Source organism: Acidovorax sp. ST3 (genome assembly GCF_003231145.1).
Taxonomy (GTDB): domain Bacteria; phylum Pseudomonadota; class Gammaproteobacteria; order Burkholderiales; family Burkholderiaceae_C; genus Acidovorax.
Genome location: NZ_QKVP01000007.1, coordinates 85,495 through 110,746, shown reverse-complemented (window position 1 = coordinate 110,746; position 25,252 = coordinate 85,495). Strand labels below are relative to the sequence as shown.

At 65.2% G+C, this 25,252-nt stretch carries 24 protein-coding genes; 7 read left to right on the top strand and 17 right to left on the bottom strand.

Annotation, left to right across the window (positions count from 1 at the left end; all coding sequences use genetic code 11):
- Positions 1 to 19: 19 nt before the first annotated feature.
- The 12 genes from rpsH to DNK89_RS21640 form a co-directional block, all read right to left on the bottom strand.
- A complete protein-coding gene (gene rpsH, locus DNK89_RS21695) occupies positions 20 to 415 on the bottom strand; it encodes a 30S ribosomal protein S8 (RefSeq protein WP_005793636.1) in 396 nt (131 codons plus the stop codon).
- Positions 416 to 435: 20 nt separating this feature from the next.
- Positions 436 to 741, bottom strand: a complete 306-nt coding sequence (rpsN, locus tag DNK89_RS21690) for a 30S ribosomal protein S14 (RefSeq protein WP_015016017.1) — start codon at positions 739 to 741, stop codon at positions 436 to 438.
- Between the two features lie 8 nt (positions 742 to 749).
- Positions 750 to 1,289: a 50S ribosomal protein L5 gene (gene rplE / locus DNK89_RS21685; protein ID WP_015016018.1), complete on the bottom strand. Its 540-nt coding sequence runs from the start codon at positions 1,287 to 1,289 to the stop codon at positions 750 to 752.
- 9 nt (positions 1,290 to 1,298) lie between these two features.
- Positions 1,299 to 1,619, bottom strand: coding sequence for a 50S ribosomal protein L24 (gene rplX / locus DNK89_RS21680; protein ID WP_060987447.1), 321 nt, complete (start codon positions 1,617 to 1,619; stop codon positions 1,299 to 1,301).
- A gap of 9 nt (positions 1,620 to 1,628) precedes the next feature.
- Positions 1,629 to 1,997, bottom strand: coding sequence for a 50S ribosomal protein L14 (gene rplN / locus DNK89_RS21675; RefSeq protein ID WP_007861702.1), 369 nt, complete (start codon positions 1,995 to 1,997; stop codon positions 1,629 to 1,631).
- Positions 1,998 to 2,191: 194 nt separating this feature from the next.
- Positions 2,192 to 3,784 carry a glycerol-3-phosphate dehydrogenase/oxidase gene (locus DNK89_RS21670; RefSeq protein WP_110961896.1) on the bottom strand — a complete coding sequence of 531 codons (1,593 nt, stop codon included), beginning with the start codon at positions 3,782 to 3,784 and terminating at the stop codon, positions 2,192 to 2,194.
- Positions 3,785 to 3,970: 186 nt separating this feature from the next.
- Positions 3,971 to 5,704 carry an ABC transporter substrate-binding protein gene (locus DNK89_RS21665; RefSeq protein WP_015016021.1) on the bottom strand — a complete coding sequence of 578 codons (1,734 nt, stop codon included), beginning with the start codon at positions 5,702 to 5,704 and terminating at the stop codon, positions 3,971 to 3,973.
- A gap of 135 nt (positions 5,705 to 5,839) precedes the next feature.
- On the bottom strand, positions 5,840 to 6,148 hold the full coding sequence (locus DNK89_RS21660; RefSeq protein ID WP_015016022.1) for a DUF2160 domain-containing protein: 309 nt from the start codon (positions 6,146 to 6,148) through the stop codon (positions 5,840 to 5,842).
- Between the two features lie 149 nt (positions 6,149 to 6,297).
- Positions 6,298 to 7,110 carry a carbohydrate ABC transporter permease gene (locus tag DNK89_RS21655; protein WP_015016023.1) on the bottom strand — a complete coding sequence of 271 codons (813 nt, stop codon included), beginning with the start codon at positions 7,108 to 7,110 and terminating at the stop codon, positions 6,298 to 6,300.
- Positions 7,103 to 7,999 carry a carbohydrate ABC transporter permease gene (locus DNK89_RS21650; RefSeq protein WP_110961794.1) on the bottom strand — a complete coding sequence of 299 codons (897 nt, stop codon included), beginning with the start codon at positions 7,997 to 7,999 and terminating at the stop codon, positions 7,103 to 7,105. Before DNK89_RS21650 ends, DNK89_RS21655 begins: the two co-directional genes overlap by 8 nt.
- Entirely contained in the window at positions 7,996 to 9,072 is a 1,077-nt protein-coding gene (locus DNK89_RS21645; RefSeq protein WP_110961895.1) for an ABC transporter ATP-binding protein, read from the bottom strand. The genes DNK89_RS21650 and DNK89_RS21645 overlap by 4 nt, the downstream gene beginning before the upstream one ends.
- A gap of 1 nt (position 9,073) precedes the next feature.
- A complete protein-coding gene (locus tag DNK89_RS21640; protein WP_110961793.1) occupies positions 9,074 to 10,165 on the bottom strand; it encodes an ABC transporter ATP-binding protein in 1,092 nt (363 codons plus the stop codon).
- A 235-nt stretch (positions 10,166 to 10,400) separates the two neighbouring features.
- Here DNK89_RS21640 and DNK89_RS21635 point away from each other — a divergent pair, with 235 nt between their 5' ends.
- The 3 genes from DNK89_RS21635 to proC all read left to right on the top strand — a co-directional run bounded on the left by DNK89_RS21635 (position 10,401) and on the right by proC (position 13,721).
- Positions 10,401 to 11,165 (top strand): DeoR/GlpR family DNA-binding transcription regulator, encoded by a 765-nt coding sequence (locus tag DNK89_RS21635; RefSeq protein ID WP_056648352.1) that lies wholly within the window; start codon positions 10,401 to 10,403, stop codon positions 11,163 to 11,165.
- A 20-nt stretch (positions 11,166 to 11,185) separates the two neighbouring features.
- Positions 11,186 to 12,679 (top strand): glycerol kinase GlpK, encoded by a 1,494-nt coding sequence (gene glpK / locus DNK89_RS21630; RefSeq protein ID WP_110961792.1) that lies wholly within the window; start codon positions 11,186 to 11,188, stop codon positions 12,677 to 12,679.
- A 196-nt stretch (positions 12,680 to 12,875) separates the two neighbouring features.
- Positions 12,876 to 13,721 (top strand): pyrroline-5-carboxylate reductase, encoded by an 846-nt coding sequence (gene proC / locus DNK89_RS21625; RefSeq protein ID WP_110961791.1) that lies wholly within the window; start codon positions 12,876 to 12,878, stop codon positions 13,719 to 13,721.
- A 43-nt stretch (positions 13,722 to 13,764) separates the two neighbouring features.
- On the opposite strand, the gene ubiA is transcribed toward proC, so the two are convergent.
- The gene (gene ubiA / locus DNK89_RS21620) at positions 13,765 to 14,658 is read right to left on the bottom strand and encodes a 4-hydroxybenzoate octaprenyltransferase (protein WP_110961790.1); all 894 of its coding nucleotides are present in this window, start codon (positions 14,656 to 14,658) and stop codon (positions 13,765 to 13,767) included.
- Between the two features lie 206 nt (positions 14,659 to 14,864).
- On the opposite strand from ubiA, the gene DNK89_RS21615 reads away from it, so the two are divergent.
- Genes DNK89_RS21615 through DNK89_RS21600 form a run of 4 tightly spaced genes read left to right on the top strand, consistent with a single transcriptional unit; the run spans position 14,865 to position 20,950 of the window.
- Positions 14,865 to 18,308: a response regulator gene (locus DNK89_RS21615; protein ID WP_110961789.1), complete on the top strand. Its 3,444-nt coding sequence runs from the start codon at positions 14,865 to 14,867 to the stop codon at positions 18,306 to 18,308.
- 8 nt (positions 18,309 to 18,316) lie between these two features.
- Positions 18,317 to 19,153 (top strand): protein-glutamate O-methyltransferase CheR, encoded by an 837-nt coding sequence (locus DNK89_RS21610; RefSeq protein WP_108497479.1) that lies wholly within the window; start codon positions 18,317 to 18,319, stop codon positions 19,151 to 19,153.
- Positions 19,150 to 19,773, top strand: coding sequence for a chemotaxis protein CheB (locus tag DNK89_RS21605; RefSeq protein WP_108497466.1), 624 nt, complete (start codon positions 19,150 to 19,152; stop codon positions 19,771 to 19,773). Before DNK89_RS21610 ends, DNK89_RS21605 begins: the two co-directional genes overlap by 4 nt.
- Positions 19,774 to 19,825: 52 nt before the next feature.
- A complete protein-coding gene (locus tag DNK89_RS21600) occupies positions 19,826 to 20,950 on the top strand; it encodes a response regulator (RefSeq protein ID WP_110961788.1) in 1,125 nt (374 codons plus the stop codon).
- 223 nt (positions 20,951 to 21,173) lie between these two features.
- On the opposite strand, the gene DNK89_RS21595 is transcribed toward DNK89_RS21600, so the two are convergent.
- The 4 genes from DNK89_RS21595 to DNK89_RS21580 all read right to left on the bottom strand — a co-directional run bounded on the left by DNK89_RS21595 (position 21,174) and on the right by DNK89_RS21580 (position 25,252).
- Positions 21,174 to 21,542 carry a response regulator gene (locus DNK89_RS21595; RefSeq protein WP_110961787.1) on the bottom strand — a complete coding sequence of 123 codons (369 nt, stop codon included), beginning with the start codon at positions 21,540 to 21,542 and terminating at the stop codon, positions 21,174 to 21,176.
- Between the two features lie 185 nt (positions 21,543 to 21,727).
- Positions 21,728 to 22,246 (bottom strand): Dps family protein, encoded by a 519-nt coding sequence (locus DNK89_RS21590; RefSeq protein WP_015016036.1) that lies wholly within the window; start codon positions 22,244 to 22,246, stop codon positions 21,728 to 21,730.
- A 154-nt stretch (positions 22,247 to 22,400) separates the two neighbouring features.
- Positions 22,401 to 24,137 carry a dipeptidase gene (locus DNK89_RS21585; RefSeq protein ID WP_110961786.1) on the bottom strand — a complete coding sequence of 579 codons (1,737 nt, stop codon included), beginning with the start codon at positions 24,135 to 24,137 and terminating at the stop codon, positions 22,401 to 22,403.
- A 149-nt stretch (positions 24,138 to 24,286) separates the two neighbouring features.
- Entirely contained in the window at positions 24,287 to 25,252 is a 966-nt protein-coding gene (locus DNK89_RS21580) for a LysR substrate-binding domain-containing protein (RefSeq protein WP_060984996.1), read from the bottom strand.

The window sequence follows — 25,252 nt, the reverse complement described above, 5'->3', positions numbered from 1 at the left end:
TTCTCCTCAATGCCGCGGGTTAGGCCACGTAGCAGAGCACTTCGCCACCGACACCGGTAGCACGCGCTTTGCGATCGGTCATCACGCCCTTGGGCGTCGTGACAATTGCCACACCCAGACCGTTCATGACTTGTGGAATGGAATCACGGCCTTTGTAGACACGCAGACCAGGGCGGCTGACGCGCTCGATGCGCTCAATCACGGGACGGCCTGCGTAGTACTTCAGGGCAATTTCGAGTTCGGACTTGCCAGCTTCGGTCTTGACCTGGAAGCCGTCGATATAACCTTCGTCCTTCAGCACTTGGGCGATGGCGATCTTCACTTTGGAAGAAGGCACCAGAACCGTGGCCTTGGAGACCATCTGTGCGTTACGGATGCGGGTCAGCAAGTCAGCGATGGGATCACTCATGCTCATGTTTAATCTCTCCTGCCTGCTTACCAGCTGGCCTTGGTGACACCGGGGATGTCGCCATTGAAAGCCAGTTCGCGGATCTTGGCGCGAGCCAGACCGAATTGACGGAAGGTGCCGCGTGGACGACCGGTGATTTCGCAACGGTTGCGCTGACGCGTGGGGTTGGCATTGCGGGGGAGCTTTTGCAGGCCCAGGCGGGCTGCATCACGCTCTTCGTCGCTGCGCTTGGCATCGCCAGCGATTGCCTTCAGCTCCGCATACTTGGTTGCGTACTTGGCTGCCAGTTTTTCGCGCTTCAGTTCGCGCTGGATCAAAGCTACTTTAGCCATGCTTCGCCTCAGTTCTTGAACGGGAAACGGAAACCAGCGAGAAGCGCCTTGGCTTCTTCGTCAGACTTGGCCGTCGTGGTGATGCTGATATTGAGACCGCGCAAAGCGTCAACCTTGTCGTACTCAATTTCAGGGAAGATGATCTGTTCTTTGACGCCGATGTTGTAGTTGCCACGGCCGTCGAAAGCGCGACCGGAGATACCACGGAAGTCACGAACGCGGGGCAGAGCCACGGTCACGAAACGGTCCAGGAACTCATACATCTGCACGCCACGCAGCGTGACCATGCAACCGATGGCCTGGCCTTCGCGGATCTTGAAACCGGCGATAGCCTTCTTGGCCTTGGTCACCACAGGCTTCTGACCGGCAATCTTGGTCAGGTCAGCCACGGCGTTGTCCATCACCTTCTTGTCCGAGACTGCTTCGCTCACGCCCATGTTCAGGGTGATCTTGGTCAGACGGGGAACCTGCATCGGCGAGGTGTAACCGAACTGCTTGGTCAGTTCGGGAGCGATCTTGTCGCGGTAAATGTCTTGGAGTCGTGCCATGTTTACCCCTTAGGCCGCCTTGATTTCAGCGCCGCTGGACTTGAACACGCGAACGCGTGTGCCGTCAGCCTGCACCTTGATGCCCACGCGATCAGCCTTGCCAGTAGCGGCATTGAAGATGGCCACGTTGGACTGGTGAATCGGCATGGCCTTTTCGATGATGCCGCCGGTCGTACCCTTCATGGGGTTCGGCTTGGCGTGCTTCTTGACCAGGTTGATACCGTCGATAACGAGGTGGGAGTCATCCTTGCGCAGCGTGACGGTGCCACGCTTGCCCTTGTCACGGCCGGTCAGCACGATGACTTCGTCGCCCTTGCGAATCTTGTTCATGGCGCGTCCTTAGAGAACTTCAGGAGCCAGGGACACGATCTTCATGAACTTTTCGGTACGCAGTTCACGCGTCACGGGTCCAAAGATGCGGGTGCCGATAGGCTCCAACTTTGCATTCAGCAACACTGCAGCATTGCCGTCGAATTTGACGAGCGAACCATCGCCGCGACGAATACCCTTCGCCGTGCGAACCACCACTGCGCTGTAAACCTCGCCTTTTTTGACGCGGCCACGTGGAGCGGCTTCTTTGATGCTCACCTTGATGATGTCGCCAACGCTTGCATAGCGACGCTTCGAGCCACCCAGCACCTTGATGCAAAGGACGGACTTGGCGCCGGTATTGTCGGCAACCTCTAACCGAGATTCTGTCTGGATCATTTCAATATTCCCAACTTGCACCAGAAGACGACAGCCCCAGAGAACTTCTCAAGGGCTGCAAATCAGCCAGTCAGTCTTGGGCCCGTCGTCCGCACCGCAAACCATTTGCAGCACTTCCCGCTGGGCAGAAACTTCACGTAGGAAACGCGAAGCCCTCGATTATTGCAAAACACTTTCGGGAAGTCAAGCCCGTGTTATGCAGGCACATGCAGATACTGTGGTGCCAGCGCCAGGAAGGCGTCCAGTTGCGGGTCGGAGCCCAGCTCTTCGCGCAGGATGCGAGCGACGACGGGCGCCAGCTCCATGGCCTTGCGGGCGTCCAGGAACAGCAGGCGCGAACGGCGTGCCAGCACATCTTCCACCGTGCAGGCATATTCAAACCGGGCCGCAAAACGGACCATGGCCTCGGTCAGGCCGCCGCCCAGATCTGTTTGTGCGCCCGGCATTGCCTGCACTTCGGCCGCTTCGCTACCGTAAGAGTGCAGCCCCTGGGCGTCGCTGATCCGGTGCTGGACCGGCTCCCGTGGCGTGCCCACCAGCAGCAACTGGTTCGTCACGCCGGCGGGCTTTTCGGGCAGCAGGCCCGTGGTGAAGCATTTTTGCAACACATCTTCGGCCATGGCCCGGTAGGTGGTCCATTTTCCGCCGGTCACGGTGATCAGGCCGCTGCGGCTCGCCAGCACCGTGTGCTCCCGGCTGATTTTCTTGGTGTTGTCGCCGTCGTCGTCCTGCGGCTTGACCAGTGGGCGCAAGCCCACCCAGATGCTGCGGATGTCCTCGACGCGGGGCGCGCGGGTCAGGTAGCGGGCGGATTCCTCCAGGATGAAGCGCACTTCCTCCCGGAAGGGCTCGGGCTCCCGCACCACGTCTTGGCGCGGGCTGTCGGTGGTGCCCAGAATGAGTTTGCCCAGCCAGGGCACGGCAAACAGCACGCGGCCATCGGCCGTCTTGGGCACCATCAAGGCGTGGTCGGACGGCAAGAACTCCCGGTCCACCACGATGTGCACGCCCTGGCTGGGCGCCACCATGGGCTTGACGGGCCGCCCGATGGCTTCGCCGTCCATCTGGCGCAGGGTGTCCACCCACACGCCCGTGGCGTTGACCACCGAACGGGCGCGCACGGTGAACTGCCGGCCGCTGTCCGCGTCCTCGCAGACAAAGCCCACGACCTTGCCGGCCTCGTGGACCAAAGATTTGGCTGGGCAGTAATTGACCACCAAGGCGCCCAGGCTGGCCGCCGTGCGCGCCAGCGCCAGCGCCAGGCGCGCATCGTCAAACTGGCCGTCCCAGTATTTGACCCCGCCTTTGAGACCCTCGGTCCGCGCGGTGGGCAGACACCGCAGGGTGCTCTCGCGCCCCAGGAACTGGGTGGAGCCCAGGCCTGCCTTGCCCGCCAGCGCGTCGTACATCATCAGTCCGACGCCGTAAAAAGGGGTTTCCCAGAAACGATACGACGGCATCACGAAAGGCAATGGCTGCGCCAGATGGGGCGCGTTGTGCAGCAGCGTGGTGCGCTCGTGCAGCGCCTCGCGTACCAGGGCGATGTTGCCCTGCGCCAGGTAACGGACTCCGCCATGCACCAGCTTCGTGGCGCGGGACGACGTCCCTTTGGCGAAATCGTGGGAATCCACCAGCACCACGCTGAAGCCGCGTGCCGCAGCATCCAGCGCCACCCCCAGGCCCGTCGCGCCCCCGCCGATCACGGCGAGGTCATATTGGTGCGGCTGGGCCAGGCGGGCCAGGAGGTCGGCGCGCCGTGTGGGGAGGGGAGCGGTGGCAATGGTCATGGGGTGATTGTCCATGGGCGGAGTAAAAACCAAGGGTTTACCCTTGAATTCCTGACACTCCCGGGGTGAGAACCCGCCCCAAACCTTATGGAGGCCGGGGCGGTATGGAGCAAAAAAGGCAGCCAGAGACCTTGTGAGCCCTGGCTGCCGATCAATGGTGGCTACAAGAACCCCTTGATCTGCGGATCAGCGCGTCTTGCCGTCCTTCCACGCCTGCAGCAGTGTGTTGTAGGCAATCGTCTGGCCCTTGGGCTTCTCATTGGCGAGCTTGGCCCAAGGTGCCTGCTTGTCGCTCAGCCATTTGGAAGGATCGCTCTTGGGGTTCAGCTTGGGCGCGCAGTGGGCCATGCCGGCACGCTCCAGACGGGCCATCACCTGGTCCATTTCGTCGGCCAGCGTGTCCATGGCGCCCTGGGGCGTCTTTTCACCCGTCACAGCCTGGGCCACGTTCTTCCACCAGAGCTGAGCCAGCTTGGGGTAGTCAGGCACGTTGGTGCCGGTGGGAGACCATGCCACGCGGGCAGGGCTGCGGTAGAACTCCACCAGGCCACCCAGCTTGGGTGCCATGTCGGTCATGGCCTTGGACTGGATGTCGGACTCGCGGATCGGGGTCAGGCCCACCATGGTCTTCTTCAGCGACGTGGTCTTGGCGGTCACGAACTGGGCGTAGAGCCAGGCGGCAGCCGTCTTGTTGGCATCGTGGTCCTTGAAGAAGGTCCAGCTGCCCACGTCCTGGTAGCCGTTCTGCATGCCCTGCTTCCAATAGGGGCCGTTGGGGCCGGGGGCCATGCGCCACTTGGGCGTGCCGTCGGCGTTCACCACGGGCAGGCCGGGCTTGGTCATGTCGGCCGTGAAGGCGGTGTACCAGAAGATCTGCTGGGCGATCTGGCCCTGGGCGGGCACGGGGCCGGCTTCGCCGAAGGTCATGCCCGTGGCTTCCTTGGGCGCGTACTTCTTCATCCAGTCCACGTACTTGGTGAGGGCGTAGACGGCGGCGGGCGAGTTGGTCGCACCGCCACGGGCCACGCTGGCGCCCACGGGGGTGCACTTGTCGTCGGCCACGCGGATGCCCCACTCGTCGATCGGCAGGCCGTTGGGCGTGCCAATGTCGGCAGAACCTGCCATGGACAGCCAGGCATCGGTAAAGCGCCAGCCAAGGGATGGGTCCTTCTTGCCGTAGTCCATGTGACCATAGATCGGCTTGCCATCAATGTTCTTCACGTCGTTGGTGAAGAACTCGGCGATGTCTTCATAGGCCGACCAGTTCAGTGGCACGCCCAGGTCGTAGCCGTACTTGGCCTTGAACTTGTCCTTCAGGTCCTTGCGGTCGAACAGGTCGGCGCGGAACCAGTACAGGTTGGCGAACTGCTGGTCAGGCAGCTGGTACAGCTTGCCGTCGGGCGCCGTGGTGAACTTGGTGCCGATGTAGTCCTTGATGTCGATGCCGGGGTTGGTCCACTCCTTGCCTGCGCCGCCCATGTAGTCGGTCAGGTTCATGATCTTGCCGTAGCGGTAGTGCGTGCCGATCAGGTCCGAGTCCGAGATCCAGCCGTCATAAATGGACTTGCCCGACTGCATGGAGGTCTGCAGCTTCTCGACCACGTCACCTTCCTGGATCAGGTCGTGCTTGACCTTGATGCCGGTGATTTCTTCAAACGCCTTGGCGAGCGTCTTGGACTCGTACTCGTGCGTGGTGATGGTTTCGGAAACGACCGAAATTTCCTTCACGCCCTTGGCCTGGAGTTTTTTGGCTGCGTCGATGAACCACTTCATCTCGGCCATCTGCTGGTCTTTGCTCAGCGTGGATGGCTGGAATTCGCTGTCGATCCACTTCTTGGCCTCGGCCTCGCCGGCCCAGGCAGCCTGCCCCATCGCCAGAGCCGCGGCGGCGAAAGCGATCGCCTTGAACTGCATCTTCATTGCTGTCTCCTCTCAGATTGAGACCCCCATTGGTAGACCGGCACCAACCCGGGGGGGAACCAGGCCAGGCCTTCGACACTACAAAATCAATAGCTAGCAGCGCATATTCCTCTAGCGCTACCGGCTGTTTTTGCTTCAACCCTTGCGCAGAATCAGCACCAAGAGCGCCATCGACGCCACAAAGCTGATCCACACCGATGGCTCGGCCGACAGGCTGAACCACTGGACCAGCTTGCCGCTGATGCCCACAAAAATCAGGTTCACGTAGGCCGCCGACAGCAGGCCGATAAAGAGGCGGTCACCGCGCGTGGTTTCCAGCGGCAAGAAGCCCTTGCGCATCGTCGTGGGCGACTTGATCTCCCACACCGTCATGCCGATCAGCATCAGCACGATGCACGTGAAGAACACCGCCACCGGCAAAGTCCAGGCCATCCAGTCAAACATGGGTACCCCCCTGAGCGCCTGCGGCGCTTCCCCCCAGGGGGACGCAGCCCGCGGCCGGGCAAAGCCCGCTCCGCGGCTGCCGCTGGCTCGGGAAGCAGCGCGCGCGCTGCTGCGGGTTGTTGTGGTTCATAGGTCGGCTTCCCCTCATATCAAACCCGGCCCATCGCAAAGCCTTTTGCGATGTAGTGCCGCACAAACCAGATCACGATGGCGCCGGGCACGATGGTCAGTACCCCGGCGGCAGCCAGCGTCGCCCAGTCCATGCCGCTCGCGCTCACGGTGCGTGTCATCGTGGCTACGATGGGCTTTGCGTTCACGCTGGTCAGCGTGCGGGCCAGCAGCAGCTCCACCCAGCTGAACATGAAGCAGAAGAACGCCGCCACACCCACGCCCGCCTTGATCAGCGGCAGGAAGATGGTCACGAAAAAGCGCGGAAAGCTGTAGCCGTCGATGTACGCCGTCTCGTCGATCTCGCGCGGGATGCCGCTCATGAAGCCTTCGAGAATCCACACCGCCAGCGGCACGTTGAAGAGCAGGTGCGCCAGCGCCACCGCGATGTGCGTGTCCATGAGCCCCACGGTGGTGTACAGCTGAAAGAACGGCAGCAAAAACACGGCCGGCGGCGTCATGCGGTTGGTCAGAAGCCAGAAGAACACATGCTTGTCGCCCAGGAACTGGTAGCGGCTGAAGGCATAGGCCGCAGGCAGCGCCACGGTGAGCGAAATCACCGTGTTGATGCCCACGTAGATCAGGCTGTTGATGTAGCCCGAGTACCAGGACTCGTCCGTGAAGATGGTCTTGTAGTTGGCCCAGGTGAAGTGCTGGGGGAAGAACGTGAAGGTCGACAGGATCTCCTCGTTCGTCTTGAAGCTCATGTTGACCATCCAGTAGATGGGCAGCAGCGCGAACAGCAGGTAGACCACCAGGAAGATCGACCGCTTCTGGAAGCGCTTTTCATTCATGGCCGGCTCCTTCGTTGCTGGCGGTGCCCACGCGCTGCATCCAGTTGTAGAGGATGAAGCACAGCAGCAAGATGATGAAGAAATAGATCAGCGAGAACGCTGCGGCAGGCCCCAGGTCGAACTGGCCCACGGCCTTGGTCGTGAGGTACTGGCTCAGGAAAGTGGTGGCATTGCCCGGTCCGCCACCGGTGAGCACGAAGGGCTCGGTGTAGATCATGAAGCTGTCCATGAAGCGCAGCAGCACGGCAATCATCAGCACGCCACGCATCTTGGGCAGCTGGATGTAGCGGAACACCGCGAACTTGCTCGCGCCGTCAATGCGGGCCGCCTGGTAGTACGCGTCGGGGATGGAGCGCAGACCGGCAAACGCCAGCAGCGCGACCAGCGGCGTCCAGTGCCACACGTCCATCAGCAGCACCGTGAGCCAGGCCTGCGTGGCGTTACCGGTGTAGCTGTATTCGATGCCCATCTCCTGCAGCAGCCGGCCCATCAGGCCAATATCGGCACGGCCATAGATCTGCCAGATGGTGCCCACCACGTTCCAGGGAATCAGCAGCGACAGCGCCACCACCACCAGCACTGCGGACGACTTCCAGCCCTGCGCGGGCATGGACAGCGCCAGCAGGATGCCCAGCGGAATCTCCACCGCCAGCACGGCCAGCGAGAAGGTAAGCTGGCGCAGCAGCGCGGCGTGCAGCTCCTCGTCGCGCATCACCTGCACGAACCACTCGGTACCCACAAACACGCGGCGCTCGGGGCTGATGATGTCCTGCACCGAGTAGTTCACCACCGTCATCAGCGGCAGGATGGCCGAGAAGGCCACACACAGGATCACCGGCAGGATCAGGAACCAGGCTTTCTGGTTGACGGGCTTGGTCGTTGTGCTCATCCTAGGAGCTCCTCATTTTGGTAGAAGCAGGTGTGCTCGCCCAGCACCTGCAGCCAGGCCGTGTCACCGGCCGATGGCAGGCGCGTCTCGGGCGTGAAACGCGCCTTGACGGTGTGCTCGCCCACCTTGGCGGTCAGCATCTGGTAGGTGCCAATGTCCTGCACCTGCACCACCGTGCCGGGCAGTGCACCGGCCTGTTGCGGCTGGGCCAGCGCCAGGTATTCGGGGCGGATGCCGACCTGCAGGGCGCCAGCGGGTAGCATGCGGCCCACGGGGCTGGCCAGGCGGTTGCCGGCCACGGTGAGGCTGTCGCCCTCGCTGTGCGCCGGCAAGAAGTTCATGCCCGGCGAGCCAATGAAGTGCCCCACGAAGGTGTGTGCGGGCCGCTCGAACAAGGCGTCGGCCGAGCCGACCTGCACGGCCTTGCCGCGCGTCATGACTACCACCTTGTCGGCAAAGGTCAGCGCCTCCACCTGGTCGTGGGTCACATAGATCAGCGTGAGCTTGAGTTCGTGGTGAATCTGCTTGAGCTTGCGCCGCAGCTGCCACTTGAGGTGCGGGTCGATCACCGTGAGCGGCTCGTCGAACAGCACGGCCGCCACGTCCGCGCGCACCAGGCCACGGCCCAGCGAGATCTTCTGCTTGGCATCGGCCGCCAGGCCTGCTGCGCGCTGGTTGAGCTGGCCGCTCATCTCCAGCATCTCGGCAATCACGCCCACGCGCTGCTTGATCTGGTCCTCGGGCACCTTGCGGTTGCGCAGAGGGAAGGCCAGGTTCTCGGCGACCGTCATGGTGTCGTAGATCACGGGGAACTGGAACACCTGCGCAATGTTGCGTTCTTGCGGGCTGGCGCGCGTCACGTCGCGGCCGTCGAACAGCACCTTGCCATGCGAGGGGACGAGCAGACCCGACATGATGTTGAGCATGGTGGTCTTGCCACAGCCCGAAGGGCCGAGCAGCGCATAGGCGCCGCCGTCCTCGAACTCCATCTTGAGCGGCAGCAGCGCGTAGTCGCTGTCCTGCTGCGGGTTGGGCTTGTACGAATGCGCCAAGTCCAGGCTGATGCGGGCCATGTCAGCGCCCTCCTTGTGCGGTAGCAGGCCGGGCGGGCGCCCAGGCCAGTCGGCCGTCGGCACCAAACACGTAGGCCTGGGCGGGGTCCAGGTGCAGCGTGATGGGCGTTCCCAGTTCAAAGTAATGCACGCCGGTCAGCTGCGCCACCAGGTCGCCCCAGGGCGTGGCCGCGTGCACAAAGGTGTCGGAGCCCGAAATCTCGGCCAGTTCCACCACCCCGGCCACGCTGACGTCGCCCGGGCGGGCCGCAACCCGCAGCGCACTGGCGCGCACGCCCACGGTGAGGCCGGCGGCTGCCGCCACGCCTTGTGGCAGCGGCACACTCAGCTCCAGGCCGCCCTGCAGGCGCACCCCGGAAGGCGTGGCCGATGCGGCAATCAGGTTCATCGGCGGGTCGCTGAAAGCGCGCGCCACGCGCAGCGAATTGGGCGCATGGAACACCTCGGCCGTGGGGCCGTACTGCAGCAGCTGGCCTTCGTCCAGCACCGCCGTGTAGCCGCCCAGCAGCAGGGCCTCGCCCGGCTCGGTGGTGGCGTAGACCACGGTGGATTGGCCGGCGGCAAACAGCTGGGTCAGCTCCTCGCGCAGTTCTTCGCGCAGTTTGTAGTCCAGGTTGACCAGGGGTTCATCCAGCAGCATCAGCGGCGCGCCCTTGGCCAGGGCGCGGGCCAGTGCCACGCGCTGCTGCTGGCCGCCCGACAGCTCGGCCGGGTAGCGGTCCAGGAACATGTCGATGTGCAGGCGGCTGGCAATTTCAAGCACGCGGGCGTCGATGTTCTTTTCGCCACGCAGCTTCAGGGGCGACGCAATGTTGGCCGCCACCTTCATCGAGGGGTAGTTGATGAATTGCTGGTAGACCATGGCCACATTGCGGTCGCGCACGGGGGTGCCCGTCACGTCCTTGCCATCTACCAAAACGCGCCCGTGGGTGGGCACATCCAGCCCCGCCATGATGCGCATCAGGCTGGTCTTGCCCGCCTGGGTCGCTCCCAGCAACACCGTCACGGCATTGGGCTGCAGCGACAGGTTCATGTCGTACAGCCAGGTCTGCGCCCCGACTTTTTTGCTGATGCTGTCCAACGCCAGCTGCATGAAGCATCCTCTTCCGGCCCTGCGGCCTGTGTGAAAGGGCTGCACACACGCACGGCAGCCCTCAAATTTCGATTTTTTTCATTTTTGTTCCTTTTTGTTCGAATCGAATCAAGGTTTACCCTTAATAAATTCGTTTTTGTTCGATTTACAGTCTTTAGCGTGTCACCGGGCGCCCAAGCGGATGTTTCAGATTCGTTACGATTCGGTGACAAACCACTGCGCACCACACCCCACCGTGAACACCAATCCCCGCCAACTCCAACTCCTCGAAGAAGTGCGCGCACGCAAGTCCGCCACGGTGGAACAACTTGCCGACACCCTGGGGGTCACGCTGCAGACGGTGCGCCGCGATGTGCAGCGCCTCGCGGAGTCGGGACTGCTCACGCGCTTTCATGGCGGCGTGCGCGTGCCCAGCTCCACGGTGGAGAACCTGGCACACACCCAGCGCGAAAACCTGCATGCCGAAGGCAAGGCACGCATTGCGCGCGCCGTGGCCGAACAGGTGCCCAACGACTGCTCGCTGATCCTGAACATCGGCACCACCACCGAGGCCATTGCCAAGGCGCTGCTGCACCACCGGGGCCTGCGCGTGATCACCAACAACCTGAATGTGGCCGCCATCCTGAGCGGCAACCCCGAGTGCGAGGTCATCGTGGCGGGCGGCGTGGTGCGCGCGCGCGACCGGGGCATCGTGGGCGAAGCGGCGGTGGATTTCATCCGCCAGTTCAAGGTGGACATTGCGCTCATCGGCATTTCGGGCATCGAGCCGGACGGGTCGCTGCGCGACTTCGACTACCGCGAAGTGAAGGTGGCGCAAACCATCATCGAACACGCGCGCGAGGTCTGGCTGGCGGCCGACTTCAGCAAGTTCAACCGCCCGGCCATGGTGCAACTGGCCACGCTGGCACAGATCGACCGCCTGTTCACCGATGCACCGCCGCCTGAGCCGTTTCCTGCCCTATTGCAAGACGCCGAAGTCCTCTGCACAGTCGCCGCCTGAATTCCCGAATCTTCCTCACCATGACCTACTTGCTCGCCCTCGACCAAGGCACCTCCAGTTCCCGCAGCATCGTTTTTGACGAAGGCGGCCACATCGTGGCGCAGGCGCAGCTGGAGCTGCCGCAGATCTACCCCCAGCCCGGCTGGGTGGAGCACGACCCGCTGGAGATCTGGCGCACCCAGCTCGCCACCGCGCGCGATGCGCTGGCCAAGGCGGGCATTGCGGCCCGGGACATCCGTGCCGTCGGCATCACCAACCAGCGCGAAACCACGGTGCTGTGGAACCGCAAAACCGGCCAGCCCGTGCACCACGCCATCGTGTGGCAGGACCGGCGCGCCGAGCCTGCCTGCGCCCAGCTGCGAAGCCAAGGCCACGCCGCCGCCATCCAGGCCAAGACCGGCCTGCTGGTGGATGCGTATTTCTCGGGCACCAAGCTGCAGTGGATGCTGGACCACGTGCCCGGCGCGCGCGACACGGCCGAGCGTGGCGAACTGGCCTTTGGCACGGTGGACAGCTGGCTGATGTGGAAGCTCACCCACGGCAAGGTGCATGTGACGGACGTGAGCAACGCCTCGCGCACCATGCTGTTCAATGTGCACACCAACCAGTGGGACGACGAACTGCTGGCGCTGCTGCGCATCCCCAAGGCACTGATGCCCGAGGTGTTGCCGTCCAGCGCCCACTTTGGCGACACGGCGGCCGACCTGCTGGGCCACGCCATCCGCATCGGCGGCGTGGCGGGCGACCAGCAAAGCGCGCTGTTCGGCCAGGCCTGCTTCACGGCCGGTATGGCCAAGAACACCTATGGCACCGGCTGCTTCATGCTCATGCACACGGGCGGCACGTTCCAGACCTCGCAGAACGGGCTGCTCACCACCAGTGCGGCACAGGCATCGACCCAGCCTGAATTCGCCATGGAAGGCAGCGTCTTTGTGGGCGGCGCCGTGGTGCAGTGGCTGCGCGACGGCCTGCGCGCCATTTCCACTAGCGGCGAGGTCGAGTCGCTGGCCCAAAGCGTGCCCGATTCGGGCGGCGTGATGATGGTGCCCGCCTTCACCGGCCTGGGCGCCCCCTACTGGAAGCCCGACGCACGCGGCACCATCACCGGCCTGACGCGCGGCACCACACTGGGCCACATTGCGCGCGCGGCGCTCGAAAGCATTGCCTACCAAAGCGCCGCCCTGCTGCTGGCCATGAGCCGCGACGCCGTGGCCGCCGGCGGCGCCCCGGTGAGCGAGCTGCGCGTGGACGGCGGCGCGTGCATCAACGACTTGCTGATGCAGTTCCAAGCCGACCTGCTGGGCATCCCAGTGGTCCGGCCCGCGGTCATCGAGACCACCGCTTTGGGCGCGGCCTACCTGGCAGGGCTGTCGAGCGGCGTGTACCGCAGCACGGATGAACTCTCGCGGCTGTGGCGCGCCGACCGCCGCTTTGTGCCCACGCTCAGCAGCGCGCGTGCACAGGAGCTGATGGCGAACTGGGAACACGCTGTTCGCCAAACTATTGCAGAGTAGCCCCCCTGAGTCGCCTTCGGCGCCTTCCCCCCGCTCTCGCATCGCTGCGCGTTGCGGGCGGGGGGACGCTCCCAGCGCGGCGGGGCGGCCCTTGCGCGGGAGCACTGGCATGGGCCGCGCCAGTTGCGCAGGCCATTCGGACAATCACAGGTCTCCGGCGCTACCATGGCGCCTCCCTTTCTCGCCTGACCGTAGCATGACCTCCTCCGCTTCCGCCGCAGCAAATTCCCAACTCCCCACCATCGCCTTCATCGGCGGCGGCAACATGGCCAGCGCCATCATTGGCGGGCTGATCCGCCAGGGCCACCCGGCCAGCCAGATCGAGGTGGTCGAGCCCTACGCCCCCACGCGCGAGGCGCTGCTCAAGAACTTCGGCCTCATCGCGCAACCCGAGGCTGGCCCCGCACTGCAGCGCGCCAGCATCGTGGTCTGGGCGGTCAAGCCCCAGACCTTCAAGGACGCTGCGGCACAGGCCAAGGCCCACACGCAGCAGGCCCTGCACCTGAGCGTGGCGGCGGGCATTCGCTCTGACAGCATCGCCCAGTGGCTCTCCACCGAGCGCATCGTGCGCACCATGCCCAACACGCCCGCGCTGGTGGGCAAGGGCATGAGCGCGATCTACGCACGCCCCGCCGTGACCAGCGCCGAGCGCCAGAGCGTGGAGGCCATCATGGCGTCCACCGGCGAATTCCTGTGGGTGGAGAGCGAGACCCAGCTGGACGCTGTTACCGCCCTCTCAGGCTCGGGCCCGGCCTATGTTTTCTACTTCCTCGAAGCCATGACACGCGCCGGCGTGGGCATGGGCCTGACCGAAGCGCAGGCGCACCAGTTGGCCGTGGGCACGTTTGTGGGCGCGTCCGAGCTGGCCCGCCGTTCCGACGAATCCCCCGCCGTGCTGCGCGAACGCGTCACGTCCAAGGGCGGCACCACCTACGCGGCCCTGCAGTCGATGGAAGCCAGCGGCGTATCGCAGGCGTTCGAGGCCGCCATGCGCGCCGCCGAAAAACGTGCCAACGAACTGGGCAACGAGTTCGGATCTTGATGTTTTGGGGCGGTAGCGCTAGTCGATCAAGCGCTGACCGCTATCAATTGGTGAGCATTGCGCGCACGAGGTAACTGCCCGCAATGCCCGCAAACACCGTGGCGCCCAGCCAGTGGTTGATGCGGAACGCCTTGAAGCAGCCCTCGCGGGTGCGGGTGCGGATGAGCGTGAAGTGCCACACGGCCTGGGCCAACGCCACCGCAAGCGCTATATAAAAAATAGCGCCCAGGGCATATGGTTGTAACGCTACCGCCCAAATTCCCAAGAAAAGCAGATAGAACACCACGATGGCGGCCACATCCAACCGCCCCAGGGTGATGGCCGAGGTCTTGATGCCGATCTTCAGGTCGTCGTCGCGGTCCACCATCGCGTATTCGGTGTCGTAGGCCAGCACCCAGAACATGTTGCCCAGCCACATCCACCACGCGACTGCAGGCACGCTGCCCTGCACAGCCGCAAAGGCGATGACGATGCCAAAATTGAACGCAATGCCCAGCACCGCTTGCGGCATGGAGATGATGCGTTTGGTGAACGGGTAGGCAATGGCCACCAGCACGGCGGGTACCGACCACGCGATGGCGGCGGTGTTGGTGGTGAGCACCAGGCCAAAAGACACCAGCGCCAGCACTGCCCCCAGGCCCAGCGCCTCCTTCACCGACACCGCACCGGTGGTCACCGGGCGCTGCGCCGTGCGCTTGACGTGTTTGTCAAAGTCGCGGTCGGCCACGTCGTTCACGCAGCAGCCTGCGCTGCGCATAAGAAAGGTTCCAAGAACAAACACTGCCAGCAGGTGCCAGCCCGGAAACCCGTCGGCCGCAATCCACAACGCGCTCAGCGTGGGCCACAGGCACACCAGCCAGCCCGCAGGGCGGTCCCAGCGGATCAGGTCGAGGTAAAGCGAAAAACGGCTGCGGGCAGGGACAGATTGCGGCGACATGGCGGGACGATCAAATGCGAAAAAAGCAGGCCCGGCAGCAAGGCGCTGCGGCGGGTGGCAAACCACGGGCGCACCGAATGTAGCAGCTGCGCCGCAGCCCGCTGGCGCAGCGCGCGCAAGCCGCGTAACAGCGCCCTACTGGCGCGTAAAACCCGTTACAGTCTCCGGTCCTCCCCCAACGCACCCGCCCTTTGGGGCACCAACGCATGCCCCATACATCGACCTCCCAGGCCGCCACGCGTTTTGCTGTCCCCCGCGGAATGCTGGTGGGATTTGTGATTGCCGCCCTCGCCACCGTGCTCATCGCGCTGGTGAACTTCCGCACCGCCCATGTGCGCGCGCAAGCGGTGGAAGCCATGGACGAGACCACGGTGACCATGCGCCACCTCAACCTGTTCGTGTCGTCGCTGAAGGACGCCGAGACCGGGCAGCGCGGCTACCTGCTGACGGGGGACGACACCTACCTGCAGCCCTACAACCTGTCGCTGAGCGCCATGGAGCGCAACATGGCGCGCCTGAAGGAACTGACGGACGACAGCGCCGTGCAGCGGCGCCTGGTGCTGCAGATCGACGACCTGCGCCACGAAAAACTGCGCGAGCTGGGCGAGACCATTGAACTGCGCCGCTCCAAGGGCCAGGAAGCCGCCGTGGCCGTGACCCGTAATGATGCCGGCCGCGTGCTGATGGACCGCATCCGCGACCTAGCGTCGGACCTGTCCACGCTGCTGAACCAGCAACTGGAGAGCGACCGCAAGCAATGGGTGGAGGCTGCGGCCATGTCCACCTACTACTCCTGGGGCGGCTCGTTCGTGCTGCTGGTGCTCATCTGCCTGTCGGCCGCCGCCAATGCGCGGGAGTACCGCCTCAAGGCGCAGCAGTCCTGGGTGGCGGCCGGCCTCAACGGGCTGAGCCAGCGCATCCAGGGCGACCACCGGCTGGAAGACCTGGGCCAGCTCACACTCGAATACCTGGCGCAGTACCTGCGCGCCGCCGTGGGTGCGGGCTACCTGGCCGACTGCAATGGCGCACTCACCCTGTTTGGGGGCTACGCCCTGCCCCGCGAGCGGCTGGAGCAGCGCCTGCTGCCCGGCGAGGGCCTGGTGGGCCAGGTGGCGCGCTCGCGCCAGATGCTGCATGTGCGCGATGTGCCCGCCGGGCACCTGATGGTGTCGTCCAGCACCGGCCAGTCCGCACCGACCGAACTGCTGCTGGCACCCGCCATCGAGAACGGCGAAGTCTTTGCCGTGATCGAGCTGGGCTTTCATCGCCCGCTGACGGAGCCCGAGCGCACCCTGATGGAACGCGCCTCGGGCATCCTGGCGGTGGCGATTCGCGCGGGCATTGACCGCAACCGTCTGGAGGCCTTGCTGGAAGAAACCCAGCGCCAGTCCGAAGAGCTGCAGACCCAGCAAGAAGAACTGCGCGTGAGCAACGAGGAGCTAGAGCAGCAAAGCCGCATCCTGCAAGAGTCGCAGGCCCAGATGGAGGTGCAGCAGACCGAGCTGGAGCAGACCAACGCCCACCTGGAGGCGCAGACCCAGCAGCTGGAATACCAGCGCGAACAACTGCTACGCGCCCAAAGCGCCATGACGGACAAGGCCCGCGAGCTGGAGCTGGCCAGCCAGTACAAGAGCGAGTTCCTGGCCAACATGAGCCACGAGCTGCGCACGCCGCTCAACTCCACCCTGATCCTGGCCAAGCTGCTGTCCGACAACAAGCCGGGCAACCTGAGCGCCGAGCAGGTGAAGTACGCGCAGACCATCTACGCGGCAGGCAACGACCTGCTGGCCCTCATCAACGACATCCTCGACCTGTCCAAGATCGAGGCCGGCCAGGCCACTGTGTCGGTGGAAACGGTGACGCTGTCCAAGGCCCTGCAAACCCTCATCGACCCACTGCGCCCGCTGGCACAAGAGAAGGGCCTGACGCTCACGGCCACCGTCGCCCCCGACGCCCCCGCTACGCTGGACACCGACCCGCAGCGCCTGGGACAGGTGCTGAAGAACCTGCTGTCCAACGCGCTCAAGTTCACCGAGAAGGGCTCGGTGGCGCTGCATGTGTCGCGCAACCCGGACGACACCCTGTCGTTCGCCGTCAAGGACACGGGCATCGGCATCCCGGCGCACCAGCAGGAGCTGATCTTCGAGGCCTTCCGCCAGGCCGATGGCAGCACGCACCGCAAATACGGCGGCACGGGCCTGGGCCTGTCGATCTCGCGCGACCTGGCGCAGCTGCTGGGCGGATCGATCCACGTGCACAGCACGCCGGGCGAAGGCAGCGTCTTCACCCTGGTGCTGCCCCAGAAGCTGGTGCCCCCGTCGCCAGAAGCGGCCCCCGCAGCGCCGCTGGCGGCACCTGCTCCAGCCCATGCGGCGGCACCGGTCGTCGCACCGATTCCTACGGCCTCCGCGTTGCCACCCGTGGCGGCCCCGGTTGCGACCGAAGCCCCGCGCCGTGCGGGCGCGCGCAGTATCCTGGTGATCGAGGACGACGTGCGCTTTGCGCAGATCCTGAGCGACCTGGCGCGGGAGATGGACTTTGACTGCCACCTGGCGCACAACGCGGCCGACGGCCTGGCGTATGCGATACACAGCCTGCCCAGCGCCATCGTGCTGGACGTGAACCTGCCCGACTTCTCGGGCCTGGGCGTGCTCGACCAGCTCAAGCGCAACCCGGCCACGCGCCACATCCCGGTGCATGTGGTCTCGGTGGCCGACTACTCACAAGAGGCCCTGGGCCGGGGGGCCGTGGGCTACGCCCTCAAGCCCGTCAAGCGCGACGAACTGGTGCATGCCCTGCAGCGGCTCGAAGCCAAGTTCACCCAGAACCTGCGGCGCGTGCTGGTGGTGGAAGACGACGAGCGCCAGCGCGAGAGCGTGCGCCACCTGCTCACCAACGACGACGTGGAGATCGTGGGCGCCGGCACGGCGGCCGAGGCGCTGGCGCACCTGCGCGGCTCCACCTTTGACTGCATGGTGATGGACCTGAACCTGCCCGACCTGAGCGGTTACGAACTGCTGCAGCAGATGACCGAGCAGGACGGTGTCTCCTTCCCGCCGGTCATCGTGTACACGGGCCGCGCCCTCTCGCGCGATGAGGAGCAGCAACTGCGCCGGTTCTCAAAATCCATCATCATCAAGGACGCGCGCTCCCCCGAGCGGCTGCTGGATGAAGTCACGCTGTTCCTGCACCAGGTGGAGTCGGAGCTGTCGGCCGAGCACCGCCAGATGCTGCAGGTGGCCCGCAACCGCGAGACCGCCCTGGAAGGCCGCAACGTGCTGGTGGTGGAGGACGATGTGCGCAACGTGTTCGCGCTCTCCAGCATCCTGGAGCCCACCGGCATCCGCGTGGAGATTGCGCGCAACGGCCTGGAGGCCCTGCAGGCGCTGGAGCGCGCCGGCAGCGGCGGCCAGCCCGCCATCGACCTGGTGCTGATGGACATCATGATGCCGGAGATGGACGGCTACACCGCCATGCGAGAGATCCGCAACCGCCCCGAGTGGCGCCGCCTGCCCATCATTGCGCTGACCGCCAAGGCCATGAAGGACGACCAGGAAAAATGCCTGGCCGCCGGGGCCAATGACTACATCGCCAAGCCGCTGGACGTGGAAAAGCTGCTGTCCCTGGTGCGGGTGTGGATGCCCAAGTAGGCCCCGCCATGCCGCACCGCAAGGCCCGCACCGCAGACATCGAGCAGCGCCTGCTGATCGATGCGATCTACCACCGCTACCACTACGACTTCCGGGGCTACGCGCAGGCGTCGCTCAAGCGGCGGCTGGCGTCGGCGCTGGTGCAGTTTGACTGCAAGACGCTGTCGCAGCTGCAGGACCGCGTGCTGCACGAACCCGCCGTGTTCCCTGCGCTGCTCGAATACCTCACCGTGCAGGTGAGCGACATGTTCCGCGACCCGAGTTACTTCCAGGCGCTGCGCCAGGAGGTGGTGCCGCTGCTGCGCACCTACCCATCGCTCAAGGTCTGGGTGGCCGGATGCAGCGCGGGGGAGGAGGTGTATTCGCTGGCCATCCTGCTGCAGGAAGAAGGCCTGCTGGACCGCACCCTGATCTACGCCACCGACATCAACCCGCACGCGCTGCGCGCCGCCGAGGCGGGTGTGTTCGACCTGTCCCGGGTGCCTGCCTTCACCGAGAACCATGCGCGCTCCGGCGCCCGCAGCTCGTTGTCGGACTACTACGCTGCCGGCTATGGCCGCGTGGTGTTCGACAAGGGTTTGCGCGAGCACATGGTGTTCTCTGACCACAGCCTGGCCACCGACAGCGTGTTTGCCGAGGTCCATCTGGTGTCCTGCCGCAATGTGCTCATTTACTTCGAGCGCGACCTGCAGAACCGTGCACTCGGGCTGTTCCGCGAGTCGCTGTGCCACCGGGGCTTCCTGGGCCTGGGCTCCAAGGAGTCATTGCGGTTTTCTGCGCACACCGATGCCTTCGAGGACTTCGTGCTGGAGGACCGCATCTACCGAAAAAAGGCCGGACAATGACCAGCCCCGCCCTGGCGCCAAGGCCATCGCCACCGGGGGGCTACCACGCCGTCGTGGTGGGTGGCTCTTCGGGTGGTATTGATGCCCTCTTGCAGCTGCTGCCCGCGCTGCCCGCCACACTGCAGGCCGCGGTTCTGGTCGTGCTGCACCTGCCCCGGGACCGGCGCAGCCTGCTGGTGGACATCTTCCAGCCCCGCTGCGCCCTGGCGCTGCGCGAGGCGCAGGACAAGGACGCCATCACGCCAGGCTCGGCCAGCTTTGCGCCACCCGACTATCACCTGCTGGTCGATGCTGGCCCCCAGGGACCGCATGTGGGGCTGTCGCTGGACGCGCCTCTGCATTTTTCCCGCCCCTCCATCGACGTGCTGTTCGAATCGGCGGCAGACCACTACGGCCCCCGGCTGGTGGGCATCCTGCTGTCGGGAGCCAACGAAGACGGTGTGCACGGCCTGCAAGCCATTCAGGCGGCGGGCGGCCTCACGATCGTGCAAGACCCCGCCAGCGCCAGCATGCCCACCATGCCGCAGGCGGCCATCGCGGCCTTGGCGGTTGACCACATCCTGCCCCCCGAAGGCATTGCCAGGCTGCTGGTGGACCTGCACCGCCGCCAGCAGCTTTGATACGGGCATATGCGTCCTTCCTTGAGAACCCCATCCACCCTCCCCACCGCCCATGCCCCAGACCGACCGCACCAAATGCCTGCTCGTTGACGATGTTGAGGAAAACCTCATCGCCCTGGAGGCGCTGCTGCAGCGCGACGGGCTGGACATCCTCAAGGCCCAGTCGGGCCCCGAAGCCCTGGAACTGCTGCTGGCCCACGACGATGTAGCCCTGGCCTTGCTGGACGTGCAGATGCCCGAGATGAACGGCTTTGAGCTGGCGGAGCTGATCCGGGGCAGCGAACGCACCCGGCACATTCCGCTCATCTTCATGACGGCGGGATCGCGCGAGCAGAACTGGCAGTTCCGGGGGTACGAGAGCGGTGCGGTGGACTTTCTGTACAAACCCATCGACCCGCACATGCTCACCAACAAAGCGAGCGTGTTCTTTGAACTGCACCGGCGCAAGCAGGCACTGGCGCACGAGCTGCGCGCGCGCACCGAGGCGTTGCGCATCAACGAAATGTTCATGGCCGTGCTGAGCCACGACCTGCGCACCCCCCTGCAGTCCATCGTCGCTGCCGCCACCGTGCTCAAGCGCCAGCCGCCGCCCGACAAGGCCGCACTGATGGCCGACCGGGTGCTGGGCGCGAGCCAGCGCATGGGCCACATGATCGAAGACCTGCTGGACGTGACCCGCATCCGCCAGGCGGGCGGGCTGGCCCTGCAACTGGGCCCTGCCCACATGCAAACGCTGGTGCAACGTACGCTGGATGAGGTGGCGACCAGCCACCCGGAGCGCCCCATCGACTCCACGCTCGCGGGGGACCTGGCCGGCACCTGGGACGCCGAGCGCCTGTGCCAGGTGGTCACCAACCTGGTGGGCAACGCCCTGCACCACGGCAGCGTCGACCACCCGGTGCGCATTGCGGTGGACGGCACCCGCCCCGAGGAGGTGAGCATCACGGTGTCCAACGGCGGCACCATTCCCCCGGGGCTGCTGCCACATCTGTTTGACCCGTTCCGGGGCGGTGAGCGCGAGCCGGGCCGCCACCAGGGGCTGGGGCTGGGGCTGTTCATTGCGCACCAGATCGTGCGGGCCCACCATGGAACCATCGAGGCCCGGTCACACAACGATGTGACGAGCTTTCGGGTGACGTTGCCACGCCACGCGCCCGCACGCAGCCCCCGCAGCTGACACAGCGCAGCCCCATCACACGTCTCAGACCCTCAGGGTCCAGGGAGGCGCGATGGGGGAAGAAGAAAAGAGGAAGGCAGGAAACCCGAGCGGTGGCCGCCCGTCAGACTTAGAGCGGCTAACAAACTCAGCGAGGCGGTTCTGGCTAGGCGCTGTGTCGCAGGCAGTACGAGCAGTACGACAAGACACAGCAACGACGCCAGAAGAGTTTTGTTGGCCTCTCCTAACCGGCGGCTGCAGCCAGCGCGGTATGAATGGAAGTCAGGAGTTGCTCCAGCTCTTCCAGCTCGAAAGGCTTGAGCAAGAGGCGCACATTCGGGCCCCATTGGGTTGGATGGCTGCCCAGTTCGTAGCCGGAGCACAGCACTACCCAGCGCTGCGGGTCATCCGCCAGCAGCTGGCGGGCCAAGTCCGTGCCCGAGAGGCCGGGCAGGCTGACATCGGTCACCAGCACGTCAAAGGGGTCGCCAGCATCCAGGGCCATCGCCTCCTCGGCAGAGGCGCAGGGCGTGACCGTCCGGCCTTCACCTTCCATGAGCATGCCAATGGTTTCGCGCAGCTCCGGATGGTCTTCAACGTACAGGATTCGCATACATCAGAGGGGGGTTGAGCCGCCATGCCACCCAGCGAAGAGAGGACATGGCCCAAACACGCATCATGTGCAGGCGGCCATGCCGCGCCGTGTAGGACAAGGCGCTCTTTTGCACCCTAGTGCCCCCTGCGCCCGCGCTGGCTACGCCAGACTTCGGGCAACGCAGGCGGGTGCAACTGGCCTTTTTATTCTTCCAGCAGCGAGCGGAGCATCCACGCCGTCTGCTCATGCACCGTGAGGCGCTGCGTCAGCAGGTCGGCCGTGGGCTCGTCGCTGGCCTTGTCGGCCAGGGGGAACAGGCTGCGCGCCGTGCGGGCCACGGCCTCGTGGCCCTCGACCAGCACGCGCACCATGTCCATCGCCTTGGGCGGCTTGGCCGGTGCGTCAGGCACGGTGGCCAGCTTGCCAAACTCGGCATAAGAGCCCGGGGCCACATGGCCCAACGAGCGGATGCGCTCGGCAATCGGGTCCACCGCGTTCCACAGTTCGGTGTACTGCGCCATGAACATCGTGTGCAGCGTGTTGAACATGGGGCCCGTCACGTTCCAGTGGAAGTTGTGGGTGGTGAGATACAGCGTGTAGGTGTCGGCCAGCAGGCGCGACAGGCCTTGGGCGATGGCAGCGCGGTCTTTGTCGCTGATGCCGATGTTGATGCTGGGGGCAGAGGTTTTGCCGGATGCGGCTTTGCCAGGAGCTTTGGCCATGGGGGAGGTTCCTTCCGTGCGGAAAACATGAAACACCCCGCGCTGTGCGGGGTCCTCAAACACTGTAGCGCAAGCCGCAGCGCCCCTGTGTCAGCCAAGGCCGATGCCTTGTACCAGGGTCAACAAACCAGCGCGGGCGCCCCCATCGGCTGGTTTATTGCATCTTCGGCAAGTTGCCGATGCGCAACAGCATCTCGGTGAACATCTGCATATCGGCATCCAGGTCCGCCACTTCCTTGAACTCCTTGGCGTTGTGGGCCGTGTACTTCTTGCCCGGCATGGCAGGGCCAAAGTTGATGGCATTGGGCATCAGCTTGGCGGTGGTGCTGCCGGCCGTGGGCACGGGCTTGGCTTCGAGGCCAGTGGTGTCGCCGAAGGTGTTGAGCAGCGTGGCCAGCCAGGCGCCCTTGGGGTCGCGCGCCATCCAATTGCCCTGCTGGTGGTCCACTTCCACCGCCACACCGGCCTGGGCGCCCCAGGCCTTGATCTTGGCCGACGTGGCCTGCGTGAGCGCCTCAGGCGTGCTGCCACGGGGCATGCGCACGTTCACCAGCACATCGACCTTGCCGTCCTTTTCACGGATGAGGTTGGGCGACATCGTGAGCGGGCCCATGAAGTCGTCGCTGTAGGCCAGGCCCATCGTGCGCCCCAGGTAGTCGGTGCCGTAGAGGTCGGTCAGGTAGCGCACGGCCTGCGCGTAGCCGTTGGGTGCCAGCGCAAGGCCCGACTCCTTCAGGAACAGCGCCAGGCGCGGCAGGGGGTTCACGCCTTCTTCGGGGCGCGATCCGTGGGCCGATGCGCCCGTCACTTTCACCACCACCGCGCCGCCGTCCTGCGCCACGTCGATGCTGAATGCGCCGCCTTGCGGCTGGTACTTGGCGACAAAGGCGCCCTTCGCCGCGTTCAGCCGCGCAGCCACGTCGGCCAGGTTGCCGCCCTGCAGGCGGGCGGTGGCCGTCTGGGGCACAGCGTTGGCCGATGCAGCACCCGCCATGGCGGTGATGGCCGTAGCGCCCAGGTTGGCAGCCGGTGACAGCGGGAAGGAGGCGCGCAGTGCGCCCGATCCCTTTTCGGCCACCACGGCCGGGTACTTGCTGTCGAGCACGATGTTGTACTCAGGCAGCGCGGTCTTGGCGCGGTAGTACTTCATCGCGTCGCCGCCGGTTTCTTCGGTGGTCTCGATCATGAGGCGGATGGTGCGGGCCAGCGGCAGGCCGCTGTCCTTCACGGCCTTCATCGCAAACAGCACGGTGGCGATGGAGCCTTTGTCGTCGATGGAGCCCCGGCCATACAAGTTACCGCCCACGCGGGTCAGCTTGAAGGGGTCGAGCCGGGTGCCGTCGTCCAGCACCCATTCGTCGGCCACCACGGGCACCACGTCGGCGTGCGTGAGGATGCCGAACTCCTCGGGGCCGCTGCCGGGCAGCTTCACTTCAAAGATGCGGTTGTCCACATTGCGGTACTGCAGGCCAAAGTCCTTGGCCATGCCCTCTACCAGGGCGCCAAACGCAATGATGTGTTTGTCTTCATGCGGCGGCACCTTGTCGGCGCGCACGGTGGGGATGGCCACCATCTTCGCGGTGGCGTCGATCACCGCCGCCTGGTTGCGCAGCCGGTTGTGCAGGCCCAGCAGGCGGCTGATGTTGACCAGGTCATCGCCCGCCAGGGGCTTGTGGGCCAGATACGCCGACACGCCAGTTTGCAACTGCGGCTGCATCTGCGCGGCCAGCGCCAGGAACTGGCGGAAGTCCGCCGACGTTGCTGCCGCAGGCGCCGCCGCAATGCGGTCGAGTGCGGGTTTCTTCAGCGTCTGGGTGGCAGGCGGAGTGGCGGGGGTGGAGCATGCCGTCAGGGCAGCGGCCAGCGTGGCGGTGAGCCAAAGCGTCTTCATGGGAACCTCTTGTGGGGGCAAAGGCACCGACCGCCGATGGGCGGAGGGTGCCGTGGAGGGAGCATCGCCTGCCCAGGCCGGGTGGACCTGAGCAGGGGCGGCGCGAGTGTAGCGCCGATCCCCCGCCGCGAATCGGAGTCCTGACGCAGTCAGGACAGTCGCGTCACGCCCGGGAGCTCACACGCATAGATGGCATTGCGCAGAGCCGCAATGGCTTCATAACGGGTGAAGCTGCGGCGCCAGGCCAGCACCACGCGGCGCATGGGCGGCGGGCCGCCGTCTTCTTCGCGGATGGGCAGGTAGCGGATATAGGTCTCGTCGCTCTTGCGGCGGCGCGACACGGTGAGCAGCGCATCGCGTGGCACCGACAGGCGGGGCACCAGCGTCACGCCCATGCCTGCGGCCACCATGTGTTTGATGGTCTCCAGCGACGAGCCCTCGAACGACTTGCGGATGCCCTCGGCGTTGCTCGCAAAACGCGCGAACTCGGGGCACACCTCCAGCACATGGTCCCGGAAGCAATGACCTGCGCCCAGCAGCAGCATGGTTTCGTTCTTCAACTCGGCCGCCGTGACCGACTTCTTGGATGCCAGCGGGTGCGTGCTGGGCACAGCCGCCATGAAAGGCTCGTCATACAGCGGCGCCATGGCCAGGCCCGTATCAGGGAAGGGCTCGGCCAGGATGGCGCAGTCGATCTCGCCCGTGCGCAGCATCTCCAGCAGCTTCACGGTGAAGTTCTCCTGCAGCATCAGCGGCATTTGCGGCGTGCGCGTGATGGACTGGCGCACCAGTTCGGGCAGCAGATAGGGGCCGATGGTGTAGATCACGCCCAGCGTGAGCGGCCCGGCCAGCGGGTCCTTGCCGCGCTTGGCGATTTCCTTGATGGCCGCTGCCTGCTCCAGCACGCTTTGCGCCTGGCGCACGATGTCTTCGCCCAGCGGCGTCACCGTCACCTCGCCCGCGCTGCGCTCGAAAAGCTTCACGTCCAGCTCTTCTTCCAGCTTCTTGATAGCCACCGAGAGCGTGGGTTGCGACACATAGCAGGCATCGGCCGCATGGCCGAAGTGCTTCTCGCGGGCCACCGCAACGATGTACTTGAGTTCGGTGAGGGTCAT